Below are 23,480 nucleotides of genomic sequence, written 5' to 3' on the forward strand. Positions count from 1 at the left end.
AGCTGCAGTGTCTACCGGTAAACTCCAGTTGGCACATGAGAGTATTCGGCGCCTGCGCCACCAGTCAAACCCACCTATCGAATCGGGAATACATGATCACCGTGTACAGCGCTCCCTGGTGCGGCCACTGTCACCGGCTGAAGGCGCAGCTCTCCCGCGCCGACATCCCGTACACCGAGATCGACGTGGACGAGACCCCCGGCGCCGTCGACCTCATCGCCGAGCTGAACGGCGGCTCCTGGCTCATCCCCACGGTCGTCTTCCCGGACGGCTCCGCCCTGGTCAACCCCGGTGTGGAGGAGGTGCGGGCGCGTCTCAGCGCATCCTGAGCGCCAGCATGAAGTCGACGCGCTCGTCCCAGGAGTTGAGCGACCTGCCGGTCAGCTCCTCGATCCGGCGCATGCGGTAGCGCAGCGTGTTGACGTGCACGTGCAGGCGTTCGGCGGTGGCCGCCCAGGAACCCGACTGCTCCAGGTACGCCTGCAACGTCTCCAGCAGGTCCGTCTGGTTGGCCGCGTCGTACGACTCCAGCCGCCCCAGCAGCCGCGACCGGAACGCCCGGCGCAGCTCCCCCGGGATGGCGGCCAGCAGCGTGCGGTGGGAGCTGACGTCGTCGCCGGTGATCACGCTGACCCGGTCGCCGCTCAGCGCGGCCAGCGTGAGCGCGTGCCTGGCCTCCTCGATGAGGCTGCTCAGCGCCGCCGGGCCGGTCGTCACGCTGCTCACCCCGAGCGTGATGCGGCCCTGGCCGAGCCCCGCCTCCAGGGTGCGCGCGCTCCTGAGCAGGTGAGCCGTCAGCTCCTCGGCCGTGTTGCCCGCCAGCGGGACCAGCGCGACCGCCCCGGCAGCGCCGGTGGCCGTGACGATGCCGGGTGCCAGCGGCCGCAGCAGCTCGTCCAGCACGGGCACGGCGACCTCGTCGCCGCCGCCGTCCAGCCGTGCCGACAGGGCGACGGCCAGCAGGCCGTGCTCGGTCTCCACGTGCAGCGTGTGCAGGCGCGAGACCACGCCCGGCAGCGCCGCGTCACCCGACTCCAGCAGCGTCAGGAGCTGGTCGAGCACCCGCCGCTCGATCCGCTGCGCCGCCTCCAGCCGCGAACGCTCCAGCGCCACGAGCGCGGCCAGCTCGACGATCAGGTCCTCGTTCTCCCCCTGCACCTGCTCGCCCGCGTAGGCCAGGAACCAGTTGGCGATCCGGTGCGGCGCCCCCTTGCTGACCGGGAACACCGACAGCGCCGTGCCGTCCTCCTGGGTCACCATCCCCGGCAGGAAACGCGCGGTCAGGAACGTGTGCGCCAGCCGCAGCCGGGCCGCCGCGCCGAGCGGCTGGGAGCCGACGATCACCCGGCCCGTCGGCGAGAGCACCCAGCAGGGCACGTCGAGCTCGCCCGCCACCGCCGTGACGAGCTTGGTGAGGCTGCCGCCGTCCACCAGGGTGCTGGCCAGGCGCCTGCGGGCGGCGTACGCGGGCCGCGGCGGCGTGCCCAGCTCGGCGATCAGCGCCCGCAGCACGTGCTCGGTGACCTGGCTGAACGGCACGTCCACCGGCAGGGTGAGCAGCGGCAGCCCGGCCTCGGCGCAGGCGTCGATGAGGTCGGCCGGCGGCACCTTGAGGGCGGTGCCCGCGACCAGCGCCGCCACGTCCCCGAGTCTGGTGACGAAGTCGCGGGAGGAGTCAGGGCCGGTGTGCCAGGTCAGCTCGGTGAGCACCAGCTCGCCCGTCTTGACGAACATGGCGGGGTCGGGCAGGTCGGTCGTCGCGACACCGCGTACGCGCCGGTCGAGCAGGTCGTGCCCGGTCAGCACCTTCAGGGCGAGCTGGTCGGCCTGGAGGAGGTCCCTCAGCCGCATGGCCAGCCTTCCCGGCGCCAGGCCGCGTCCCAGAACATCCACTCGTAGCGGGCCGTGGTCAGGGCGCGGTCGAGCAGCCGCAGCCGCTCCTCGCCGCTCGGCGCGAGCCCGTCGAGCAGGTCGAGGACCCCGGCCACGGTCTCCTGGTAGCCCTCGCCGCCGTAGGTGTCGATCCACCAGGCGTAGAGCGGGTCGGGAGAGGAACGGCCGAGCAGGGTCTCGCCCACCCGGGCGTAGATCCAGTAGCAGGGCACGATCGCCCCCAGCGCCTCGGGGAACGTCCCCAGTGAGCACGTGCGCACCAGGTACGACGTGTAGCCGACCGTCGTGGGCCCGGCGGGCGTCTTGCGCGCGTCGGCCTCGTCCAGCCCGAACGCGGCCAGCAGCTCCACCACCAGGCTGTGCTCGACCTCGACGGTCATGGCGGCGTCGCGGGCGAAACGCTGCACACCGGACGGCTCGGGCGAGCGCGCCGCGCACGCCGCCAGCGCCCTGGCGTAGTCGGGCAGGAAGTGCGCCTCCTGCACCACGTAGTGGCGGAACGCCTCCCGCGGCAGGGAGCCGTCGGTCAGCCCCGACAGGAACGGGTGGGCCAGGATCTGGTCGTACACACCGCCGACGACCTGCCACAACTCATCACGAAACCGGCTCACCCGTTCAGGCTATCGGCGCATCACGACCCTAGGCGCCACCTCGATGCCCAGCTCGCGCTCGTGTTCCACCAGCTCGCGCAGCTCCGGGCCCCACTCGGACTCGGGCAGCACCGCGAAGCCGTGCCGTTCGTACCAGGGGGCGTTCCAGGGCACGTCGCGGAACGTCGTCAACGTGACAGCCGGCGCCCCGACCGCCCGCGCGTGGTCGGCCACCGCCTCCACCAGCCGGCCGCCGATGCCCTGCCGCATGCTGTCCGGGTGCACGGCGAGCTGGTCGAGGTGCAGGTTGCCGTCGACCCACCCGATCAGCGCGAACCCGGCCGGCGGGTCTCCTTCGACCAGCACCGACGCCGCGTCCTCCACCTCTTCGACCATGGTCGTGCCGGGCGGGAAGACGATGCCGGCCTGCTCGAACAGCTTGTCGGCGGCCAGCTCCACGGAGATCAGCCCGGGGAGCTCGTCCGGGTCAGCCCATCGCACCATGACGACACGGTCTCATGTTTCGGGCGGACAACGCCGCTCGTATTAGTGTTGATGATCGTAGGCCCGGCTGTGCGGAGCCGGGACCCTCTCCTCACGGCGTGCCCATGACCCCATTCCCTTGCGGTCATGGGCACGTCGTGCAGCAGTCACAGGTCGAGCAGGGGCTCCAGGCCCACGGTGAGGCCGGGCAGCTCGCGCACCCGGCGCACGCCCAGCAGCACGCCCGGCGTGAACGCCGACCTGCTCATCGTGTCGTGCCGGATGGTGAGGATCTCGCCGTCGCCGCCGAGCAGCACCTCCTGGTGGGCGATCAGCCCGGACAGGCGCACCGCGTGCACGTGCACGCCGCCGACGTCGGCGCCGCGGGCGCCGTCGAGGGCGGTGCTGGTGGCGTCGGGCATCCCGCCGAGCCCGGCCTTCCCGCGCGCCTCGGCCACCAGCTCAGCGGTACGCCGGGCGGTGCCCGAAGGGGCGTCGGCCTTGTTCGGGTGGTGCAGCTCGATGATCTCGACGGACTCGAAATGGCGGGCCGCCCGCTGCGCGAAGTGCATCATCAGCACGGCCGCGATGCCGAAGTTGGGGGCGATCAGGCAGTTGACGCCCGGCGAACGCTCCAGCCACCCGCGCACGGTCTCCAGCCGGCCGGCGTCGAACCCCGTGGTGCCCACCACCGGGTGCACGCCGTGGGCGATGGCCCATTCCAGGTTGCCCATGACCACGTCGGGATGGGTGAAGTCGACCACCACCTCGGCGCCTTCGAGCCCCTCGACGGGATCATCCTTGTCGAGCGCGGCCACCAGCTCCAGGTCGCCCGCCGCCTCGACCGCCTTGCACACCTCGACGCCCACGCGACCACGCGCGCCCAGCACACCAACCCTGATCACAGCCCAACCCTATTACGACCGCCTCCCCCTCCCAAGCACCCCCAGGACCCCACGCCCCCTCAAACAGATGGGGGAGCACCTAAAAGGCACTCCCCCACCCCAAACCAACAAAGGCCCCAAAGCCCCCTCGCAAGGCCCTCAGCCCGAACGGAGGGTCAGGCGATGGCCTCGGAGAAGTCCTTGTCCCCGTACGGCCCGATGACGGCCAACGTCAGCGGCCGGTTCAGGACGTCCCGGGCGACCTCCCCGATCTCGTCGGGAGTGACCGCCTCGATCCGCGCCAGCACCTCGTCCACCGACATCAGCTCGTCGTACACCAGCTCGTTCTTCCCGATCCGCGACATGCGCGACCCGGTGTCCTCCAGCCCGAGCACGAGCCCGCCGCGCATCTGCCCCTTGCCGCGCATGATCTCGTCCGCGGTGAGCCCTTCGGCCACCACCCGGGAGACCTCGTCCCGGCAGATCTTGAGCACGTCGTCGATCTTCGAGGGCAGGCAGCCCACATAAATCCCGAACTGCCCGGTGTCGGCGTACGCGGAGGTGTAGCTGTAGGCGGAGTAGGCCAGCCCGCGCTTCTCCCTGATCTCCTGGAAGAGCCGCGAGGACATGCCGCCGCCCAGCGCGGCGTTGAGCACGCCGAGCGCGAACCTGCGGTCGTCGGTCCTGGACATGCCGGTCGTGCCGAGCACCAGGTTGGCCTGCTCGGTCGGCCGGTCCAGCACCCTGACCCCGGAGCGGGTCTCGGCGCCGGGCCCGCTGGTGCGCGGCTGGGCGAACTCGTAGGGGCCCTCCAGCGCGCCCGCCCGCTCGTACGCGCGGGCGACCAGCTCGACGACCTCCTCGTGCCGCACGTTCCCGGCCACCGACACCACCGTGGTACGCGGCCGGTAGTAGCGGTGGTAGTACTCGGCGATGCGGTCGCGGCCCAGGGCGTTGATCGACTCGACCGTGCCCAGGATGGGCTGGCCGATCGGCGAGTCACCGTAGAGCGCGGCCGCGAACTGCTCGTGCACCACGTCGGACGGGTCGTCGTCGTGCATGGCGATCTCTTCCAGGATCACCCCGCGCTCGGACTCGACGTCCTCCTCGGTCACCAGCGAGCTCGTCACCACGTCGGCGAGCACGTCGACCGCCACGGGCAGGTCCTCGTCGAGGACCCGCGCGTAGTAGCAGGTGTACTCCTTGGCGGTGAAGGCGTTGATCTCGCCGCCGATGCCCTCGACGGAGGCCGAGATCTCCATCGCGTCCCGCGTGGGAGTGCCCTTGAACAGCAGGTGTTCGAGGAAGTGGGTGGCCCCCATGTGCTCGGGGGCCTCGTCACGCGAGCCGATGCCGACCCACATGCCGACCGCGACGCTACGCACGGTCGGCATGGTCTCGGTCACCACTCGGAGCCCGCCCGGCAGGACGGTGCGCCTGACGACCCCGGCGCCGTCCTTGCCGGGGTGCAGCGTGGTGGTCATCACGAGGCCTCCTGCTTCGGGGGTGCCGAGATCTGTGGTTGCCCGGTCACGAGTTGCGGTCGTCGCCCTCGTTGGGGCGGCTGGTGCGCACGCGGGTCCGGGTGCGACGCGGCCGCTCCGACTTCTCCTCCGCGGCGGAGTCGGCCTCGGGCTCGGGGGCCTCGCCGTCCTCGGCGCCGGCCGGAGCCTTGGCCTCCTTCTCGGCGGCCTCCTTCTCGATGACCTCGACGGGCACGAGGGAGAGCTTGCCCCGGCCGTCGATCTCGGCGATCTCGACCTGGATCTTCTCGCCGACGCCCATGACGTCCTCGACGTTCTCGATGCGCTTGCCGCCGTGCAGCTTGCGGATCTGGGAGACGTGCAGCAGGCCGTCCTTGCCGGGCATGAGCGAGATGAACGCGCCGAAGGCCGCGATCTTGACGACCGTGCCCAGGTAACGCTCGCCGACCTCGGGCATGTGCGGGTTGGCGATGCTGTTGATCGCCGTACGGGCGGCCTCGGCCGAGGGCCCGTCGGTGGCGCCGATGTAGATCGTGCCGTCGTCCTCGATGGTGATCTCGGCGCCCGTGTCGTCCTGGATCTGGTTGATCATCTTGCCCTTCGGGCCGATGACCTCGCCGATCTTGTCTACCGGGACCTTGATGGTGATGATGCGCGGCGCGGTCGGGTTCATCTCCGCCGGGGAGTCGATCGCCTCCTGCATCACGTCGAGGATCGCCAGACGGGCGCCCTTGGCCTGCTTCAGCGCGCCGGCCAGCACGGAGGCGGGGATGCCGTCGAGCTTGGTGTCGAGCTGCAGGGCGGTGATGACGTCCTTGGTGCCGGCGACCTTGAAGTCCATGTCGCCCATGGCGTCCTCGGCGCCGAGGATGTCGGTCAGCGTGACGTAGCTGCCGCCCTCGCTGATCAGGCCCATCGCGATGCCGGCGACCATCTCCCTGAGCGGCACACCGGCGTCCAGCAGCGCCATCGTGGACGCGCAGACCGAGCCCATCGAGGTCGAGCCGTTGGAGCCGAGGGCCTCGGAGACCTGGCGGATGGCGTACGGGAACTCCTCGCGCGCGGGCAGCACCGGGATCAGCGCCCGCTCGGCCAGCGCGCCGTGACCGATCTCGCGACGCTTGGGCGAGCCCACGCGACCCGTCTCACCGGTGGAGTACGGCGGGAAGTTGTAGTTGTGCATGTAGCGCTTGGTCCGCTCGGGGTTGAGCGTGTCGATGTTCTGCTCCATGCGCAGCATGTTCAGCGTGGTGATGCCCATGATCTGGGTCTCGCCGCGCTCGAACAGGGCCGAGCCGTGCACCCGGGGCACCACGTGGACCTCGGCCGACAGGGCGCGGATGTCCTTGGTGCCACGGCCGTCGATGCGGACGCCGTCGTTGACGACCCGCTCGCGCATGAGCTTCTTCATCACCGAGCGGAACGCGGCGGAGATCTCCTTCTCGCGCCCCTCGAACTCGGGCAGCAGCCGCTCGGCGGCCAGCGCCTTGACCTTGTCGAGCTCGGTCTCGCGCTCCTGCTTGCCGGCGATGGTCAGCGCGGCGGCCAGCTCGGTCTTGATCGCGGCCTCGACGGCGTTGTAGACGTCGTCCTGGTAGTCGAGGAAGACCGGGTACTCGGCGGTCTCCTTGGCGGCGACCTGCGCGATGCGGGACTGCGCCTCGCACAGCACCTTGATGAACGGCTTGGCGGCCTCAAGGCCCTGCGCGACGGTCTCCTCGGTCGGCGCGACCGCACCCTCGGCGACCAGCTTGAGCGTGTCCTTGGTGGACTCGGCCTCGACCATCATGATCGCGACGTCGCCGTCGTCGAGCACGCGGCCCGCCACGACCATGTCGAACGTGGCCCGCTCCAGCTCGGGGTGCGTCGGGAAGGCCACCCACTGGCCCTCGATCAGCGCGACCCGCACGCCGCCGATCGGGCCGGAGAACGGCAGCCCGGCGAGCTGCGTGGACAGCGAGGCGGCGTTGATGGCCACCACGTCGTAGAGGTGGTCGGGGTTGAGCGCCATGATCGTGGCGACGACCTGGATCTCGTTGCGCAGCCCCTTGACGAACGACGGGCGCAGCGGCCGGTCGATCAGGCGGCAGGTCAGGATCGCGTCCTCGGACGGACGGCCCTCACGGCGGAAGAACGAGCCGGGGATGCGGCCCGCGGCGTACATGCGCTCCTCGACGTCGACCGTGAGCGGGAAGAAGTCGAAGTTCTCCTTGGGACTCTTGGACGCGGTGGTGGCGGAGAGCACCATCGTGTCGTTGTCGAGATAGGCGACGGCGGAACCCGCCGCCTGGCGCGCGAGACGGCCGGTCTCGAACCGGACCGTGCGCGTGCCGAACGAGCCGTTGTCAATGACGGCTTCAGCGGTGTGGACACCCTCCACGGGGGACCTCCTTGTGGTCGGTCACCCGCGCCCTCTTTTCTCACCGGCACCCTCGTGTCCATGGGAAGACCCGCTCGTCAGACCGCCGCCCACCCGTCGTGCCCGGTGGCACCGTGGCGGCAGTCCATCAGCTCGTCTCCCCATAGAAGGTGCAGCGCCGGTCTTCGATCGAAGCGCCCGGTCTTTCTTACCGGAAGCCACTACCGAGGACCGGCCCGCAGGCGTCGCGGGTCGCATGGTGCTGAATCGGACGCGGGGGCTGTGTGTCTCGGATATTCAGTTGTACGCCGACGGCGCGGCGGTTCGCCGCCACGACGCGCCGGTCGCGTGTGCTCCTACCCACATGGGCGGGACCATATGAGAAGGGAGCGGCGTACCGCGCCGCTCCCTTTCATGTTATCGGCGCAGACCGAGTCGCTCGATGAGCGAACGGTAACGCTGGATGTCGACCTTCTGCAGGTACTTCAGCAGACGACGCCGGCGACCGACGAGCAGAAGCAGGCCACGACGGCTGTGGTGGTCGTGCTTGTGCGTCTTCAGGTGCTCGGTGAGCTCGCTGATGCGCTTGCTGAGCAGCGCGATCTGCACCTCGGGCGAACCGGTGTCGCCCTCGACTGTCGCGTACTCACTGATGATGGTCTTCTTGGCAGCGGTGTCGAGGGACACGGCTCTCCTTCGATCTACGGACACGCGCGAATGAAATGAAGAGTGCGAACGACCGTGCGTGCCTACAGTCGCCGCGTGAAGGCCGTCATGGGCAGCGCAGCAGCGCCACCGTTACAGAGCCGACATGCAAGGTTACCATCGGAGTCAAGTGTTTCGCGCCCGCGACGACGGCCCCGCCCGGTGTCACGAGGTGATGCGGCGGGCGGCGTCGACGTCGGCGTGGATCTGGTCGATCAGCGCCTCGATCGACTCGAAGCGGGTGTTGCCCCGCAGCCGGGCGGCGAACTCCACCGCCACGTGCACCCCGTAGAGCTCCAGGTCGTCGCGGTCGAGCGCGTACGCCTCCACAGTACGCGGTACGCCCTCGAACGTCGGATTCGTCCCCACCGAGATCGCCGCCGGCCACCGCTCCCCCTCGTACGGCGCCGGCAGGTTGGCCACCGGGACGCACTCCAGCCACCCCGCGTAGACCCCGTCGGCCGGGATGGCCGTCTGCTGCGGCGTCTCGACGTTGGCGGTCGGGAAGCCGAGCTGCCGCCCCCGCTGGTAACCGCGCACGACCACGCCCTCGACGCGATGGGGACGGCCCAGCTCGGCGGCGGCCCCCTCGACGTCCCCGGCGACGATCAGGTCGCGCACGGAGGTCGAGGAGACGTCGTCGAGCATGGGCACCACCTCGACCTCGAAGTCGTATTTGTCGCCCAGTGCGCGCAGGGTCCCGGCGTCCCCGGCGGCGCCGTGGCCGAACGTGAAGTCCGCCCCCACGACGACGACCGCGGCCCCGAGGCGTTCGCTCAGCACGCTCTGCGCGAAGTCGTCGGGGCTCGTCCGCGACAGGTCGAGCGTGAACTCCACCACCTCGACGTCGTCGACGCCCAGCTCGGCCAGCAGCTCGGCGCGACGCTTGAGCGTGGTCAGCCGCGCCCGCCGGGTGCCCGGCAGCACCACCTCGTCGGGATGCGGCTCGAACGTCACCGCCACGCTGCGCGCCCCCCGCTCGCGGGCCAGCTCCACCGTCCGCTCGACCACCTTGCGATGCCCGCGATGGACCCCGTCGTACACGCCGATGGTCACCACAGACCCTCTCGAACCCCGCACGCCAGGCCCCATTCGTTCGCGGCAGATCAATCCGACACAAGCCTGCCATGTACCTGCCGCTCACCTCCAATCGAGGGGCGGAGCGCGGTATTCCCGCAAGTAGGATGAGCCATCATGCCTCGATACGCGCTCCTGATCCTGCCCGCCTTCAACCGGGTCTACGGCGAGAGCTCCTTGCGCCTGACCAGGGGCGAGCTGTCCGTCTTCAGCGACCGCGCGATCGAGAACACCGTGCTGAGCAGCGCGGAGACCACCATCGGCGGCGTCCCGTACATCACGTTCGAGACCGCCGAGCCGCTCTCCGGGGCCGACGTCGCGCTGCTGTCCAACCTCTCCTCCGTCTACGCGGTCTTCGGCGTCGAGGGCGGCCTGCTCCGGCCGCTGGCCATGCGCCCGCTCGACCGCCTGAGCAGCGACCTGCTCACCATCCAGAAATACGCCGGCAAGACCAACGAGCACTTCACCAAGCTGCTGCTCAACGTCACCGTGCTCGCCTCCGACCGCCCCCTGTCCGGCGGGCTGTCGGTGTTCGACCCGATGTGCGGCCGCGGCACCACCCTCAACCAGGCCCTCATGTACGGCTACGACGCCTACGGCCTCGACGTCGACGGCAAGGACTTCGAGGCGTACACGAACTTCATCAAGACCTGGCTGCGCAACAAGCGGCTCAAGCACACCGCCGAGACCGTGCCGGTGCGGCGGGCGCGGGCGCTGGTGGGGCGGCGGCTCAACGTCACGTTCGGGCTGTCTAAGGAGGCCGTCAAGGAGGGCGACGTCCAGCGGCTCGCCGTGGTCAACGCCGACACTCTCAAGAGCCGCGAGTTCTTCAAGCCCCACACGTTCGACGTCGTCGTGACCGATGCCCCCTACGGCGTCCAGCACGGCAGCAAGGGCGGCGGCGGCCTGTCCCGCAGCCCGCTGGAGCTGCTGAGGCAGGCCGTGCCGGTCTGGGCCGAGCTGCTGCGTCCCGGCGGCGCGATGGGCATCTCCTGGAACACCTACGGCGGCAAGAGCACCGAGCTGGCCGCGATCCTCACCGGCGCGGGCCTGGAGGTCGTCGACTACCCCGACTTCGAGCACTGGGTCGACCAGGCGATCATCCGCGACATCCTGGTCGCCCGCAAACCCGCCTGACCGCCGCCCCGCCCGGCAGGCGGGGCCCGGTTCCGGCCAGATCGACAGCGGCGCTCAGCCGGCGAAGACGGCCAGCGGTTTGGCGATCCGGCCCTGCTCCTCCACCAGCGCCAGCAGCTCGCCCTCCGGCCCGAACACGCCGATCGGCCCGGTGCCGAGCCCGGCCGCGGGCAGCCGGCCGCCGTGGCCGATCACGCGCGCCTCCTCGGCGGTCACGTCCCGGCGCGGGAACGCCGCCGCCACCGCCTCGCCGATCGGCAGCACCACGCACTCCTCGGCGAGCTGGTCGACGCTCCGGGCCAGCGACAGGTCGTAGGGGCCGACCCGGGTCCGGCGCAGGCGCGTCAGGTGGCCGCCGACGCCGAGCGCGGCGCCCAGGTCGCGGGCCAGGGCCCGGATGTAGGTGCCGCTGGAGCAGGTGACGACCGCGTCGACGTCCACGACGTCGCCGGCGGCCCTGATGTCGAGCACGTCGAAGCCGTACACGGTCACGGGCCGGGCCGCGAGCGTGACCTCCTCGCCCGCGCGGGCCATCTTGTACGCCCGCTGCCCGTTGACCTTGATGGCGCTGACCTGCGGCGGCACCTGCATGATGGCACCGGTGAGCGCCTCGACGCCCTTGTGCACCTCGGCCGCGCCCACCTCCGACGCCGACGCCGTGGCCACGGTCTCGCCCTCGGCGTCGTCGGTGTTGGTGGACACGCCCAGCCGGATCGTGGCCTCGTAGACCTTCTCGGTCAGCGCCAGGTGCCCGAGCAGCCGGGTCGCCTTCTCCACGCCGACCACCAGCACGCCGGTGGCCATCGGGTCGAGCGTGCCGGCGTGCCCCACCCGGCGGGTGCCCGCGATGCGCCGCATCCGGGCCACCACGTCGTGCGAGGTCCACTCGCCCGGCTTGTCGACGATGATCAGACCGCTCTCGGCCATCCAGCCTTCCCCAGCTCTCGTCTGAACTTGGCCATGGTCTCCTCCACGCTGTCGTAGGAGGTGAACCCGGCCGCGTTGTGATGCCCGCCGCCGCCCAGCGCGGCGCACACGGCCGCCACGTCGACCCCGCCCTTGGACCTGGTCGACACCTGCCAGTCGCCGTTGTCGTCCTCCTTGAGCACGACCGCGACCTCGGCCTCGTCGGTACGCCGGACGACGTCGATCATGCCCTCGATCTCCGAGTACGGCAGCCCGTAGGCGGCCCGGTCAACCCGCGGCACGTACGTCCAGACCAGCGAGCCCTCAAGCTGCACCCGGTCGAGCGCCCTGGCCAGCACCTTGAGGTAGCCGAACGGCGAACGGTCCCACAACTCGCGGGCGATCTCGTCGGTGTGCAGGCCGGTGGCCACCAGCCGGGACGCCATCCGGTGCACGGCCGGCGTGGTCGAGGCGTGGCGGAAGGACCCCGTGTCGGTCACCAGGCCCGTGTACAGGCAGGTGGCGATGTCCCGGTCGAGGCTGCCGCCGAGCCGGTAGATGAGCTGCTCGGCCAGCATGGCCGTGGCCGCCGCCCGCGGATCGATGAGGCTGTGCGTGCCGAACCCGGCGTTGGACGGGTGGTGGTCGATGACGATGACCTCTTCGGCCCTGGCCGCGTTGGGACTGAGCAGGCCCAGCCGCTCGAACGTGGACGAGTCGAAGGTGATCATCAGCGCCGGCGCCTCGGGATAGTCGGCCGGCGGGCACAACATCTCCTGCCCCGGCAGGAACCGCAGGATCCGCGGGACCGCGAAGTACTGGTCACCGAAGGAGGCCACGACCCGCTTGCCGATCGAGCGCAGCACGTAACCGACGGCCAGCATCGAGCCGAGCGCGTCGCCGTCGGGCGACACGTGACAGGCCAGGGCGACCTCGTCGACCTGGTCGATGAGCTGGATCGTGCGCTCCCAGGCGGCCTTGGGGATGCCCAAGGCCTCGGCCTTGGGGATGTCCGCGGCCTCCTGGGAGGGCTGCTCGGCTCGGGCGCGCACGTGCGACGTCACCCCTGGTCGTCCTCACCCTCATCGGGCTTCTTGTAGGGATCGGCCTCGCCGGCGTAGGCCGCGCCCTCGGCCCGGCGCGCCACCTCGGCGTCCCGCGCCCTGGCGGCGTTGATCAGGTCGTCGAGCTGGCGGGCGCTGTCGGGCAGCGGGTCGTGCCTGAACGTCAACGTCGGGGTGAAGCGCACACCGGTCTGGCGGCCCACCTCGGCGCGGATGATGCCCGTGGCGCTTTCGAGGGCCGCCGCGCTGTCGGACCGCTCGGCGTCGGAGCCGAACACCGTGTAGAACACCGTCGCCTCACGCAGGTCAGCCGTGATCCGCGTGTCGGTCACGGTGACGAAGCCCAGGCGCGGGTCCTTGATCCGGCGCTCCAGCATCTCGGCGACGATCTGCTGGATGCGGTCGGCGAGCTTGCGCGCTCGTGCGGCATCCACCATGTTCGCTCCCCCTCACGCACGACCTGGCCGTGCTGTCGTTCAATCTTCGTCGTTGTAGAGGCGCTGTCTGGCTGACAGCAACTCGATGTCAGGGCGGAAGGCCACCATCCGCTCGCAGGCGTCCATCACCTCTTTGCAGTTACCCGCCGAGGCGGAGATCACCGCGACGCCGACCTCGCACCTGCGATGCAGGTCAAGATGACCGGTCTCGGCCACCGCGATGGACGGATAACGTCGCTGCAACTCGGCGATCAGAGGCCGGACGACAGAGCGCTTCTGCTTCAGCGAACGCACGTCGCCGAGCAGGATGTCCAGGGTCAGAGCACCCACATACATCGTGTGAAACCACCGCTTGGCCTGGTGGGGTGGAAGCACGACCGGTCCACTGCGGTGGGGAGGGGGCCCGGGCGTGCGAGAGGCGCCCGGCGGAGGTTCCGCCGGGCGCCCGGCCGCGGGTCAGACCCGCGGCTTCTCCCGCATCTCGAACGTCTCGATCGTGTCGTCGAGCCGGATGTCGTTGTAACCGACACCGATACCGCACTCGAAGCCCTCGCGGACCTCGGTCGCGTCTTCCTTGAAGCGACGCAGGGACGAGACGGTCAGGTTGTCGGCGATGACGACGCCATCGCGGATCACCCTGGCCTTGCTGTTGCGGACGATCGTGCCGGAGCGGACCAGCGAACCGGCGACGTTGCCGATCTTCGGCACCTTGAAGACCTCGCGGACTTCGGCGGTGCCCATCTGGACCTCTTCGAACTCGGGCTTGAGCATGCCCTTGAGCGCCGCTTCGATTTCCTCGATCGCCTGGTAGATGACCGAGTAGTAGCGGATGTCGACGCCCTCGCGCTCGGCCAGGTCGCGCGCCCGAGGCTCGGGGCGGACGTTGAAGCCGATGATGACCGCGTTGTCGTCGGCGACGGCCAGGTTGACGTCGTACTCGGTGATGGCGCCGACCGCGCGGTGCAGGACACGGAGCCTGACCTCGTCGCCGACGTCGATCTTGAGCAGGGCGTCTTCCAGGGCCTCCACCGAACCGGACACGTCACCCTTGATGATGAGCTTGAGCTCGTCGACGCGACCCTTCTCAAGGTCGCTGAACAGCTCTTCGAGGGTGCGACGACGGCTCGACTTCGCCATGTCGGCGCTGCGCTTGCGCGCCGCGCGCTGCTGGGCGATCTGGCGGGCCATCCGGTCGTCGGTGACGACGATGAAGTTGTCACCGGCGCTCGGCACGGCCGTCAGACCCATCACCAGGACCGGACGGGACGGCGTGGCCTCTTCGACCGGGTCGCCGTTGTCGTCGAGCATCGCGCGGACGCGGCCGAAGGCCTCGCCACACACGATCGAGTCGCCCACGCGCAGCGTGCCGCGCTGGACCAGGACGGTCGCGACGGGGCCGCGGCCCTTGTCGAGGTGGGCCTCGATCGCGATGCCCTGGGCGTCCATCGTCGGGTTGGCCCGCAGGTCGAGCTCGGCGTCGGCGGTGAGCAGGATGGCCTCGAGGAGGTTGTCGATGCCCGTGCCGTTCTTCGCCGAGATGTCGACGAACAGGGTCGAGCCGCCGTACTCCTCGGCGACCAGGCCGTACTCGGTGAGCTGGGCGCGGACCTTGTTGGGGTCGGCACCCTCCTTGTCGACCTTGTTAACCGCGACCACGACCGGCACGTCGGCCGCCTGGGCGTGGTTGAGCGCCTCGATCGTCTGCGGCTTCACACCGTCGTCGGCCGCGACCACCAGCACCGCGATGTCGGTGGACTTGGCGCCTCGGGCACGCATGGCGGTGAACGCCTCGTGACCCGGGGTGTCGATGAAGGTGATCTTCCGGTCTTCGCCCTCGTGCGTCGCGGCGACCTGGTAGGCACCGATGTGCTGGGTGATGCCACCGGCCTCGCGCGCCACCACGTTGGTCTTGCGGATGGCGTCGAGCAGCTTGGTCTTACCGTGGTCGACGTGACCCATGACGGTCACGACCGGCGGACGCGCGGCCAGGTCGTCCTCGTCGCCCTCGTTCTCGCCGAACTCGATGTCGAAGGCCTCGAGAAGCTCGCGGTCCTCCTCCTCCGGGCTGACGACCTGGATGTTGTAGTCGAGCTCCGCGCCGAGGAGCTGCAACGTCTCCTCGTTGACCGACTGGGTCGCGGTCACCATCTCGCCGAGGTGCAGCATGATCTGCACGAGCGAGGCGGGGTTCGCGCCGATGCGGTCGGCGAAGTCGGACAGCGAAGCGCCGCGCGGCAGGCGGATCGTCGCGCCGTTGCCGCGAGCGACCTGCACACCGCCGATCGCCGGCGCCGACATGTTGTCGAACTCCTGGCGCCTCTGACGCTTGCTCTTACGACCACGCGCGGGACGGCCGCCGGGACGCCCGAACGCGCCCGCCGTGCCACCGCCGCGACCACGGCCGCCGCCACCCGGACGACCGGCGAAGCCACCGCCGCCGCCACCGGGACCACCGGTGCCGGTACGGGGACCGGCGCCGCCGCCACCGGGACGACCGGCGAAACCGCCGCCACCACCGGGACGACCGCCGCCACCGCCGGGACGGCCACCGCCGCCACCGCCGCCGGGACGACCGCCACCGCCGCCACCACCGGGACGCGGGCCACCGCCCGGACCGGCAGGACGACCCTGCGGCATCATCATCGGGTTGGGACGCGGCCCACCCGGACGGGGACCACCCGCGCCGGGACCCGGACGCGGACCGGCCGCACCGGGCGGACCGGGACGCGGACCCGCGGGACGCGGACCGGCCTCGCCACCGGGACGTGGCGGACGGGGGGCCGCGCCGTCACGCGGCGGACCCTCACGACGCTCACGCTGACCGGGGCCGCCACCGTCGCGGTTGCCGCCGGGACGCGGCGGACGGGACTGGCCCATGCCGCTGGCGTTGGACGAGAACGGGTTGTTACCCGGACGCGGGCCACGCGGACCCGGCTTGGGACCGGGACCCGGACGCGGGCCGCCGCCTGCGGGCGCACCCGGACGCGGAGCCTGCTGCTGACCGCCGCCGCCACCGGAAGGCTGCCCGGGACGAGGCGCCGGACCGGGCTTGGGACCCGGACGGGCGGCGGGACCCGGACGCGGCCCCGGAGTCGGACGGGTGGGCGCGCCGGAACCGGCCGCGCTCTCGAAGCGGGCCTGCGGAGCCCCGGAGGTCTCGCCGCGCGCCGCCTCGGGCTGCTGTTGCGGCTGGTGGGGCATAGGCACCGGTGGACGCGGCTGAGCGCCGGTCGCCGGGCTGGGACGCGGGCCGGGCCTCGGAGCCGGGCCTGGACGCGGAGTAGTTGGGGTCGGCGCCTCCGCGGCGCCGTTGCCGGCCTGCTGTTCGGCCGGACGGGGCGCAGCCTTGGGTGGCTGCGGCCTGTTGGACGACGAACCGCCGCCCCTGGAGGGCCCACCCTTCGATGCGCCCAGAGCTTCGGTGAGCCTGCGGACCACCGGCGCCTCGATGGTCGAGGACGCCGAACGGACGAACTCCCCCATCTCTTGGAGCTTGGCCATGACGACCTTGCTCTCTACGCCGAACTCCTTAGCGAGCTCGTATACCCGGACCTTCGCCACTGCACTCCCTTACTCGGCCCGGGAGGCTGGCTGTGCCGTCCGGACCGTCGTTAACTTGACGTCTTCATCGCCGCGTGCTCATCAGGCGCTCATAGCAATCTGACTCCGCCCATCAACTCGGCGTCCTACATGACATTTCGTGATTCTCCCTCCAGGTGTGCCCGCACACCTGCGACGTCAAGCGGCCCCGGCACGCGGAACGCGCGCGGGAACGCTCGGCGGCGCTCGGCGAGCTCCAGACAGCTCAAGGACGGATGCAGCGATGCACCGCGGCCAGAAAGCCGTCCTCGCAGATCAGGGACCACATGGTCCTCGATCCGCACCAGACGGAGCAGCTCGGACTTAGCCGTGCGAACCCTGCAGCCCACACAGGTGCGCTGTGGGGCCGCGTGGCCACCATATTCCAGCTTACCGTGTTGACGCATCTACGGAACCGGCAGCATCCTCGGCTTGTGTGTCAGGCCGGATGTCAATGCGCCATCCGGTGAGCCTGGCGGCAAGCCGGGCGTTCTGCCCTTCCTTACCGATGGCCAGCGAAAGCTGGTAATCGGGGACCGTCACCCTTGCGACCCGTCCTTCGAGATCGAGCACCTCGACATGGGAAACACGTGCCGGTGACAGCGCATTCCCCACGAAGTCGCCGGGGTCCTCGGACCAGTCGATGATGTCGATCTTCTCGCCGTGCAGCTCGGTCATCACGTTGCGGACGCGCGAGCCCATCGGGCCGATGCAGGCGCCCTTGGCGTTGACGCCCGGCTTGCGCGACCGGACCGCGATCTTCGTACGGTGGCCGGCCTCGCGGGCCACCGCGGCGATCTCCACGGTGCCGTCGGCGATCTCGGGCACCTCCAGCGCGAAGAGCTTCTTGACCAGGCCGGGGTGGGTGCGCGACAACGTCACCGATGGCCCCTTGTGGCCCTTCTTCACCTGCACCACGTAGGCGCGGATGCGCTCGCCGTGCACGTAGTCCTCGCCGGGGACCTGCTCGGCGTGCGGCAGGATGGCCTCGATCTTGCCGAGGTCGACCAGCACCACGCGCGGGTCCTTGCCCTGCTGGATCACGCCCGAGACCAGCTCGCCCTCGCGGCTGGCGAACTCGCCGAAGTTGATCTCGTCCTCGGCGTCGCGGAGCTGCTGCAGGATGACCTGCTTGGCGGTGGTCGCGGCGATCCGGCTGAAGTTGCCCGGAGTGTCGTCGAACTCCCTGACGACGCCGCCCTCGTCGTCGAGCTCGGCCGCCCAGATCGTGACGTGGCCGCTGCCGCGGTCGAGCTGGGCGCGTGCCTTGGGCGCCGCGCCCTCGGTGCGGATGTAGGCGATCAGCAGCGCGTCCTCGATCGCCTTGACGACCAGGTCGAAGGAGATGTCCTTCTCCCGCTCCAGGCTGCGCAGGACGCTCATGTCGATGTCCACGAGGCTTCCCCCTTAGCCTTCGTCGCCGTCGACGTCGTCGATCCGGCGGAACTCCACCTGCACCCGGCCCCGGGTCAGGTCCTGATAATCGAGCCGGCGCGCGGAGCCGGCGACGTCGAGGTCGACGCCGCTCTCGTCCGCCGCCAGGATGCGGCCCTCCACCACGGCGCCGTCTCTCGTCTCGGCCTTCACCAGCCGCTTGGCGGCACGGCGCCAGTGGCGCGGCTCGGTGAGCGGACGGTCGACGCCCGGTGAGGAGACCTCAAGCGTGTAGGCGGACTGCCCCATCACGTCGTCCTCGTCGAGCGCGGTGGAGACGGCCTGGCTCACGTCGGCGATGTCGTCGAGGCTCACGCCGCCGTCGCGATCGACGATCACGCGCAGCAACCGCCTCTTGCCGGCCTGGGTGACCGTGACGTCCTCCAGATCGAGGCCCTCCGCGGCGACCACAGGCTCCAGGAGCTTCATCAGGTGGTCGCGGGATGATGCGCTGCCCATATCGACCTCCCCTATTGTCATGTCTCAGCCGGGCGGACCTCGCCACTGGCTCTCCGCCGTCTGGCTGCGCAGCCAGCGACGACAGTTGACACCCTATCTGTACGGAGGCACGAAGAGAGCGCCACTCGTCGTGGTCGAGTGGCGGAGCGTCGCCTGACGGCGATCCCGGGCACCAGCCCGTACGATGCTATCTGCGCCCGCAGTCACCTGGAGCCGTCTCCGGCGGCACCCCGGTCAGCGGGGTCCGTCGTCACCGGGTCCGTAGTCACCGGAGGTCCAAGCCCGTGCGCCCGCGTCACCTCTCCAGGCGAACCGTGCTGGCGGGCGGAGCGGCCGCCCTGACGGCCTGCAGCGCCTCAGGCCCGGCCGAGCCCGCCGCTCCGGAGCCCGACTCGCCCGAGACCGTCCTGCTGCGGCAGGTGATCGCCGACAAGGAACGCACGGTCGCCCTCTACTCGGCGCTGATCGCGGGCGGCGCCGAGTCCCTGGAGCCCTTCCGCGCCCGCCACCAGGCGCACCTGGCCGAGCTGCGCAAATACCTGCCCGCGGGCGCGCCACCCGCCTCCTCGCCGGCCCCCTCCTCGCCGGTTTCGCCGAGCGCTTCGCCCGGCGCCACGCCGTCGAAGTCCCCCAAGCCCTCGCTGTCGCGGCTGCGGGACGTCGAGCGCCGGGCCGCCGCGCAGCGCCCCCGTCAGCTCGCCGGCCTGTCCCCCGGTGTGGCCCAGCTCATCGCCAGCATCGGGGCGTGCGAGGCGGTCCACGCCGTGTCACTGCCGAAGTCGTCGTGAACGGGGTCGTGATGGACGGGGACGACATCGAGAAGCTGCGCAAGGCTCTGGCCGCCGAGCACGCCGCCGTGTTCGCCTACGGGCTCCTGGGGGCGCGTACGACCGGCGCCCTGCGCGACCTGACCGGCGCCGCGTACGACGCCCACCGGGCCCACCGCGACCAGCTCCGCAACCTGATCACCAGCCGCGGGGGCAGGCCGAGCGAGTCGCAGCCCTCCTACGCGCTGCCGTACGTGCCCACCGGCGGCGCGCAGGCCGCCCGGCTGGCGGCACAGGTGGAGAACGGCGTCACGGCCGCCTATCTGGAGCTGGCCGCCGCCCGCGACGCGGCGCTGCGCAAATACGCCGCGCTGGCCATGCAGGAGTCGGCGACCCGCGCCTACGCCTTCCAGCCGTCTCCGCCCGCGGCCTTCCCCGGCATGCCGGGCAGCGGCCCGCCTCCCACGCCGTCACCCTCACGCTCCGGCGGCTGACCGCGCCACGGGGGCCGGGACAGTGGCCCGGCCCCGCGGCGGGCGCGTCAGCGGCAGGCGGCCAGGATGCGCGTGGCGGCCTCGGCGAGGGGGATCTCCTCCTTGACGCCGGTCACCCGGTCGCGCAGCTCGATGACGCCCTGCGAGAGCCCGCGCCCGATCACCACGATCGTCGGGAGCCCCAGCAGCTCGGCGTCCTTGAACTTGACGCCCGGCGAGACCTGGGCGCGGTCGTCGACGAGCACCCGCAGGCCCTGGGCCTCCAGCTCACCGGCCAGCTCAAGGGCGGCCTCGACCTGGTTCTCCTTGCCGGTGCCGACGATGTGCACGTCGGCGGGCGCGACCTCGCGCGGCCACACCAGGCCGAGCTGGTCGTGGGCCTGCTCGGCGATGACGGCCACGGCCCTGGAGACGCCGATGCCGTACGAGCCCATGGTGATGCGGACGGGCTTGCCGTCGGGGCCGAGGGCGTCGAGGCCGGCGGCGTCGGCGTACTTGCGGCCGAGCTGGAAGATGTGGCCGATCTCGATGCCGCGGTCGATGGACAGCGGGGAGCCGCAGCGGGGGCAGGGGTCGCCCACGCGCACCTCGGCGGCCTCGATCGTGCCGTCGGGGACGAAGTCGCGCCCGGCGACCACGTCGGCGGCGTGCTTGCCGGGCTCGTTGGCGCCGGTGACCCAGGAGGTACCGGTGACGACGCGGGGGTCGACGAGGTAGCGGATGCCGAGCTCGCGCAGGATCTGCGGGCCGATGTAGCCGCGTACGAGACCGGGGTGGGCGGCGAAGTCGGCGGCCTCGAAGATGGCGGGCTCGCCGGGCACGAGCGCGGCCTCCAGGCGCTTGAAGTCGACCTCGCGGTCACCCGGCACGCCGATGATCAGCGTCTCGACCTTGCCGGAGCCGGGGGTCGTGACCTTGACGACGACGTTCTTCAGCGTGTCGGCGGCGGTGACGGACAGGCCGTGGCGCTCGTTGACGTAGGACACCAGGGAGTCGATGGTCGGGGTGTCGGGCGTGTCGAGGACCCGCATCGGCGCGGCGCCGTCGAGGTCGCGGACGGCCGGCGCGGTGGTGGTGACGGCCTCGGCGTTGGCGGCGTAGCCGCAGGAGTGGCAGGCCACGAACGTGTCCTCGCCGGTGGGGGTCGGCGCCAGGAACTCCTCGGAGGCCGAGCCGCCCATCGCGCCCGAGGTGGCGAACACGATCTTGTACTCGATGCCGAGCCGGTCGAACGTGCGGATGTAGGTCTCGCGGTGCTGCTCGTAGGAGCGCTTGAGGCCGTCGTCGTCGAGGTCGAAGGAGTAGGAGTCCTTCATCAGGAACTCGCGGCCGCGCAGGATGCCGGCCCTGGGCCGGGCCTCGTCGCGGTATTTGGTCTGGATCTGGTAGAGCGTGACCGGGTAGTCCTTGTACGAGGAGTATTCGCCCTTGACCATGTCGGTGAAGAGCTCCTCGTGCGTGGGGCCGAGGAGGTAGTCGGCGCCCTTGCGGTCCTGGAGCCGGAACAGGGTGTCGCCGTACTCGGTCCAGCGGCCGGTGGCCTCGTAGTACTCGCGGGGCAGCAGGGCGGGGAAGAGAACCTCCTGACCGCCCATCCGGTTCATCTCCTCGCGGACGATCCTGGTGACGTTCTCCAGCACCAGCTTGCCGAGGGGCAGCCACGAGTAGATGCCGGGCGCCACGCGGCGGACGTAGCCGGCGCGGACGAGGAGCTTGTGGCTCGGCACTTCCGCGTCTGCCGGGTCGTCCCGCAGGGTGCGAAGAAACAACGACGACATACGCAGCAACACGGCTACTCCTTGCTCGGGCCTGGATGTGAAGGACTACAGGCTATCGACTCGGGGAGCTCTGCCGCTCGGCGTTAACCGGCGCGTCCGGCTGAGGGGCGGGATCGCCGGGGCGTCCGGTCAGGCCGAGAGGGGGAGCCAGCCGCCCACCAGGACGGCCAGGCCGACCGAGAACAGGCCCGCGAAGACGGCCGAGACGGCCAGCGCGCGCACGCGTGCCCGCCTGTTCCTGCGCAGCACCGCGACCAGGGCGACGGCCAGCAGCGCGACCACCGTGGCGGGTCCCGGCCAGAACGCCGGCTCGCTGTCGATGAACCCGGGGGTCGCGCGGTCGACGACGTCGGCGATCAGCAGGGCGCCGATCGCGCCCGCGGCCAGGTCGCCCCAGGCGTCCCTCCTGCGGGTGACGTAGGCGAGCAGGCCGAGGCCGACGAGCAGGCCGACCGTCCAGTTCAGCCCGGCGACGCCGCCGCCGATGATGTCGAAGCCGTCCACACCGCGCAGCGCGCCCGCGCCCATGGCCGCGACCAGGGTGGACACCGCCGCCAGGAACGTGGTCAGCAGCGCCCAGCCGAACCCCGACGCGGTGGCGCCCACGACCAGCGCGAGGGTCAGGTAGGCGTACGGGTCGTAGAGCTGGCCGAGCCAGGCCGGGCCCTTGCCGGCGGTGAGCATGCCGATCAGGCCCACGGCCAGTCCGGCCAGGAAGGCCGCCAGCACGTGGTGTTCCATGCGGCGCAGACGCCGGTCGCATTCGGCGAAGTCGGCGTACTCGGTCGCGGTGCGGTTCATCTTCATCCCCTGGTCAAATCCCTCCCCCGGAAATGTCTAGGGATGACCGCATCCAGATTATGTATCCATCCAAAAAAGGCAAATTTCGGACATCCGTATCTAAGACAAGCAATCGCTTGGTTTAAGATGCTCGGGTGACACTCTCCGATGAGCTCGGCGCCGTCGTCCGCGCCTACCTCGCCGACCGGCCGGACGCGACGTGGCAGGCGTTCGCGCGCGACGTGGGCGCGGCGGGGCTGCTCGTGCCCGAGCGGTACGGCGGCGCGGGCTGCGGCCCGCAGGAGACGGCGGCCGTGGCCGAGGAGCTGGGACGCGCGCTGTCACCCCACCCGTTCCTGCAGTCGGCCGTGATGGCCGTCGGCGCGCTCATGGCCGACGGGGACGACCGGGCGCGGGCGCGGCTGCTGCCGGAGCTGGCCTCGGGGGCGGCGACGGCGACCGTCGTGCTCCCGGGCGACGGGGACCTGCTGCTGGCGGACGACCGGCTCTCGGGGGCGGTGCCGTACGCGCTGGAGGGCGAGGTCGTGCTCGCCTACGCCGGCGGACACCTGGTGGAGGCCGTGCCGACGCGGCGGGCGGCGTACCCGACCATGGACGAGACCCGGCCGTTGGTCTCCCTCGTCTTCGACCGCGCGCCCGCGCGGCGGCTGGGCCCGGGGACGTCGTGGGCCCGCGTACGGGACCTCGGGATCGCGGCGCTGGCGGCTGAACAGACCGGCGGCGCGGCGCGCTGCCTGGAGATGGCCACCGAGTACGCGCGGTCGCGGCGGCAGTTCGGCCGGCCGATCGGCTCGTTCCAGGCGATCAAGCACAAGCTGGCCGACGTGCTGCTGCTCGTGGAGTCCGCCCGCTCGGCGGCACGCGCGGCGGCACAGTCGACAGCGGAGTCGGCGGCAGAGCCGTCAGCACAGTCGGCAACACAGTCGGCAACACAGTCGGACGTCTTCGCCGCCGTCGCGGGGTCGTACTGCGCGGAGGCGTTTTTGACGGCGGCGGGCGAGAACATCCAGGTGCACGGCGGGATCGGGGTGACCTGGGAACATCCCGCGCACCGGTATCTCAAGCGGGCCGCGTCCGACGCCCAGCTCCTCTGCCCGCCGCAGGCGCACCGCGCCCGCCTGGCCCCGCACGTCTTCGGCCAGGCGTAGC

Annotated in this window: 23 protein-coding genes; 5 read left to right on the plus strand and 18 right to left on the minus strand. The window is 71.1% G+C overall.

What is annotated here, in order from left to right; translation table 11 throughout:
* Positions 1-92: 92 nt before the first annotated feature.
* Positions 93-329: a glutaredoxin domain-containing protein gene (locus ACIHAD_RS38010; protein ID WP_397359587.1), complete on the plus strand. Its 237-nt coding sequence runs from the start codon at positions 93-95 to the stop codon at positions 327-329.
* On the opposite strand, the gene ACIHAD_RS38015 is transcribed toward ACIHAD_RS38010, so the two are convergent.
* The 8 genes from ACIHAD_RS38015 to ACIHAD_RS38050 all read right to left on the minus strand — a co-directional run bounded on the left by ACIHAD_RS38015 (position 316) and on the right by ACIHAD_RS38050 (position 9,490).
* A complete protein-coding gene (locus ACIHAD_RS38015) occupies positions 316-1,851 on the minus strand; it encodes a PucR family transcriptional regulator (protein WP_397359588.1) in 1,536 nt (511 codons plus the stop codon). The genes ACIHAD_RS38010 and ACIHAD_RS38015 overlap by 14 nt on opposite strands.
* On the minus strand, positions 1,842-2,504 hold the full coding sequence (locus ACIHAD_RS38020; protein WP_397359589.1) for a TenA family protein: 663 nt from the start codon (positions 2,502-2,504) through the stop codon (positions 1,842-1,844). Before ACIHAD_RS38020 ends, ACIHAD_RS38015 begins: the two co-directional genes overlap by 10 nt.
* A gap of 9 nt (positions 2,505-2,513) precedes the next feature.
* Positions 2,514-2,987, minus strand: coding sequence for a GNAT family N-acetyltransferase (locus tag ACIHAD_RS38025; RefSeq protein WP_397359590.1), 474 nt, complete (start codon positions 2,985-2,987; stop codon positions 2,514-2,516).
* A gap of 146 nt (positions 2,988-3,133) precedes the next feature.
* Positions 3,134-3,871: a 4-hydroxy-tetrahydrodipicolinate reductase gene (dapB, locus tag ACIHAD_RS38030; protein ID WP_397359591.1), complete on the minus strand. Its 738-nt coding sequence runs from the start codon at positions 3,869-3,871 to the stop codon at positions 3,134-3,136.
* 155 nt (positions 3,872-4,026) lie between these two features.
* Complete coding sequence (locus ACIHAD_RS38035; protein WP_397359592.1) at positions 4,027-5,334, minus strand: M16 family metallopeptidase; 1,308 nt, start codon at positions 5,332-5,334, stop codon at positions 4,027-4,029.
* A 46-nt stretch (positions 5,335-5,380) separates the two neighbouring features.
* Positions 5,381-7,714: a polyribonucleotide nucleotidyltransferase gene (locus tag ACIHAD_RS38040; protein ID WP_397359593.1), complete on the minus strand. Its 2,334-nt coding sequence runs from the start codon at positions 7,712-7,714 to the stop codon at positions 5,381-5,383.
* A gap of 396 nt (positions 7,715-8,110) precedes the next feature.
* Entirely contained in the window at positions 8,111-8,380 is a 270-nt protein-coding gene (gene rpsO, locus ACIHAD_RS38045; RefSeq protein WP_360679882.1) for a 30S ribosomal protein S15, read from the minus strand.
* A 183-nt stretch (positions 8,381-8,563) separates the two neighbouring features.
* A complete protein-coding gene (locus ACIHAD_RS38050) occupies positions 8,564-9,490 on the minus strand; it encodes a bifunctional riboflavin kinase/FAD synthetase (protein WP_397359594.1) in 927 nt (308 codons plus the stop codon).
* Between the two features lie 102 nt (positions 9,491-9,592).
* Here ACIHAD_RS38050 and ACIHAD_RS38055 point away from each other — a divergent pair, with 102 nt between their 5' ends.
* A complete protein-coding gene (locus ACIHAD_RS38055; protein WP_397359595.1) occupies positions 9,593-10,612 on the plus strand; it encodes a TRM11 family SAM-dependent methyltransferase in 1,020 nt (339 codons plus the stop codon).
* Between the two features lie 54 nt (positions 10,613-10,666).
* Here the strand turns inward: ACIHAD_RS38055 and truB are convergent, their stop codons facing one another.
* The 8 genes from truB to rimP all read right to left on the minus strand — a co-directional run bounded on the left by truB (position 10,667) and on the right by rimP (position 18,491).
* The gene (truB, locus tag ACIHAD_RS38060) at positions 10,667-11,539 is read right to left on the minus strand and encodes a tRNA pseudouridine(55) synthase TruB (RefSeq protein WP_397359597.1); all 873 of its coding nucleotides are present in this window, start codon (positions 11,537-11,539) and stop codon (positions 10,667-10,669) included.
* On the minus strand, positions 11,521-12,582 hold the full coding sequence (locus ACIHAD_RS38065; RefSeq protein WP_397359598.1) for a bifunctional oligoribonuclease/PAP phosphatase NrnA: 1,062 nt from the start codon (positions 12,580-12,582) through the stop codon (positions 11,521-11,523). The genes truB and ACIHAD_RS38065 overlap by 19 nt, the downstream gene beginning before the upstream one ends.
* On the minus strand, positions 12,579-13,019 hold the full coding sequence (gene rbfA, locus ACIHAD_RS38070) for a 30S ribosome-binding factor RbfA (protein ID WP_397359599.1): 441 nt from the start codon (positions 13,017-13,019) through the stop codon (positions 12,579-12,581). The genes ACIHAD_RS38065 and rbfA overlap by 4 nt, the downstream gene beginning before the upstream one ends.
* Before the next feature lie 39 nt (positions 13,020-13,058).
* The gene (locus ACIHAD_RS38075; protein ID WP_357694667.1) at positions 13,059-13,355 is read right to left on the minus strand and encodes a DUF503 domain-containing protein; all 297 of its coding nucleotides are present in this window, start codon (positions 13,353-13,355) and stop codon (positions 13,059-13,061) included.
* Between the two features lie 120 nt (positions 13,356-13,475).
* Positions 13,476-16,580: a translation initiation factor IF-2 gene (infB, locus tag ACIHAD_RS38080; protein ID WP_397359600.1), complete on the minus strand. Its 3,105-nt coding sequence runs from the start codon at positions 16,578-16,580 to the stop codon at positions 13,476-13,478.
* 125 nt (positions 16,581-16,705) lie between these two features.
* Positions 16,706-17,005 (minus strand): YlxR family protein, encoded by a 300-nt coding sequence (locus tag ACIHAD_RS38085; protein ID WP_357694418.1) that lies wholly within the window; start codon positions 17,003-17,005, stop codon positions 16,706-16,708.
* Positions 16,989-17,993 carry a transcription termination factor NusA gene (gene nusA, locus ACIHAD_RS38090; protein WP_397359601.1) on the minus strand — a complete coding sequence of 335 codons (1,005 nt, stop codon included), beginning with the start codon at positions 17,991-17,993 and terminating at the stop codon, positions 16,989-16,991. The genes ACIHAD_RS38085 and nusA overlap by 17 nt, the downstream gene beginning before the upstream one ends.
* Before the next feature lie 12 nt (positions 17,994-18,005).
* A complete protein-coding gene (gene rimP / locus ACIHAD_RS38095) occupies positions 18,006-18,491 on the minus strand; it encodes a ribosome maturation factor RimP (protein WP_397359603.1) in 486 nt (161 codons plus the stop codon).
* Between the two features lie 284 nt (positions 18,492-18,775).
* Here rimP and ACIHAD_RS38100 point away from each other — a divergent pair, with 284 nt between their 5' ends.
* Positions 18,776-19,279 (plus strand): hypothetical protein, encoded by a 504-nt coding sequence (locus ACIHAD_RS38100; protein WP_397359604.1) that lies wholly within the window; start codon positions 18,776-18,778, stop codon positions 19,277-19,279.
* Entirely contained in the window at positions 19,276-19,752 is a 477-nt protein-coding gene (locus ACIHAD_RS38105; protein ID WP_397359605.1) for a ferritin-like domain-containing protein, read from the plus strand. Before ACIHAD_RS38100 ends, ACIHAD_RS38105 begins: the two co-directional genes overlap by 4 nt.
* A 47-nt stretch (positions 19,753-19,799) precedes the next feature.
* Here ACIHAD_RS38105 and ACIHAD_RS38110 read toward each other — a convergent pair whose 3' ends face one another.
* Positions 19,800-21,542, minus strand: a complete 1,743-nt coding sequence (locus tag ACIHAD_RS38110; protein WP_397359606.1) for a proline--tRNA ligase — start codon at positions 21,540-21,542, stop codon at positions 19,800-19,802.
* A 117-nt stretch (positions 21,543-21,659) separates the two neighbouring features.
* Positions 21,660-22,331 (minus strand): hypothetical protein, encoded by a 672-nt coding sequence (locus tag ACIHAD_RS38115; protein ID WP_397359607.1) that lies wholly within the window; start codon positions 22,329-22,331, stop codon positions 21,660-21,662.
* A 134-nt stretch (positions 22,332-22,465) separates the two neighbouring features.
* Between ACIHAD_RS38115 and ACIHAD_RS38120 the strand changes: the two genes are divergently transcribed.
* A complete protein-coding gene (locus ACIHAD_RS38120) occupies positions 22,466-23,479 on the plus strand; it encodes an acyl-CoA dehydrogenase family protein (protein WP_397359608.1) in 1,014 nt (337 codons plus the stop codon).
* Position 23,480 lies beyond the last annotated feature (1 nt).

This window comes from Nonomuraea sp. NPDC052265, assembly GCF_044547985.1.
Lineage (GTDB): Bacteria > Actinomycetota > Actinomycetes > Streptosporangiales > Streptosporangiaceae > Nonomuraea.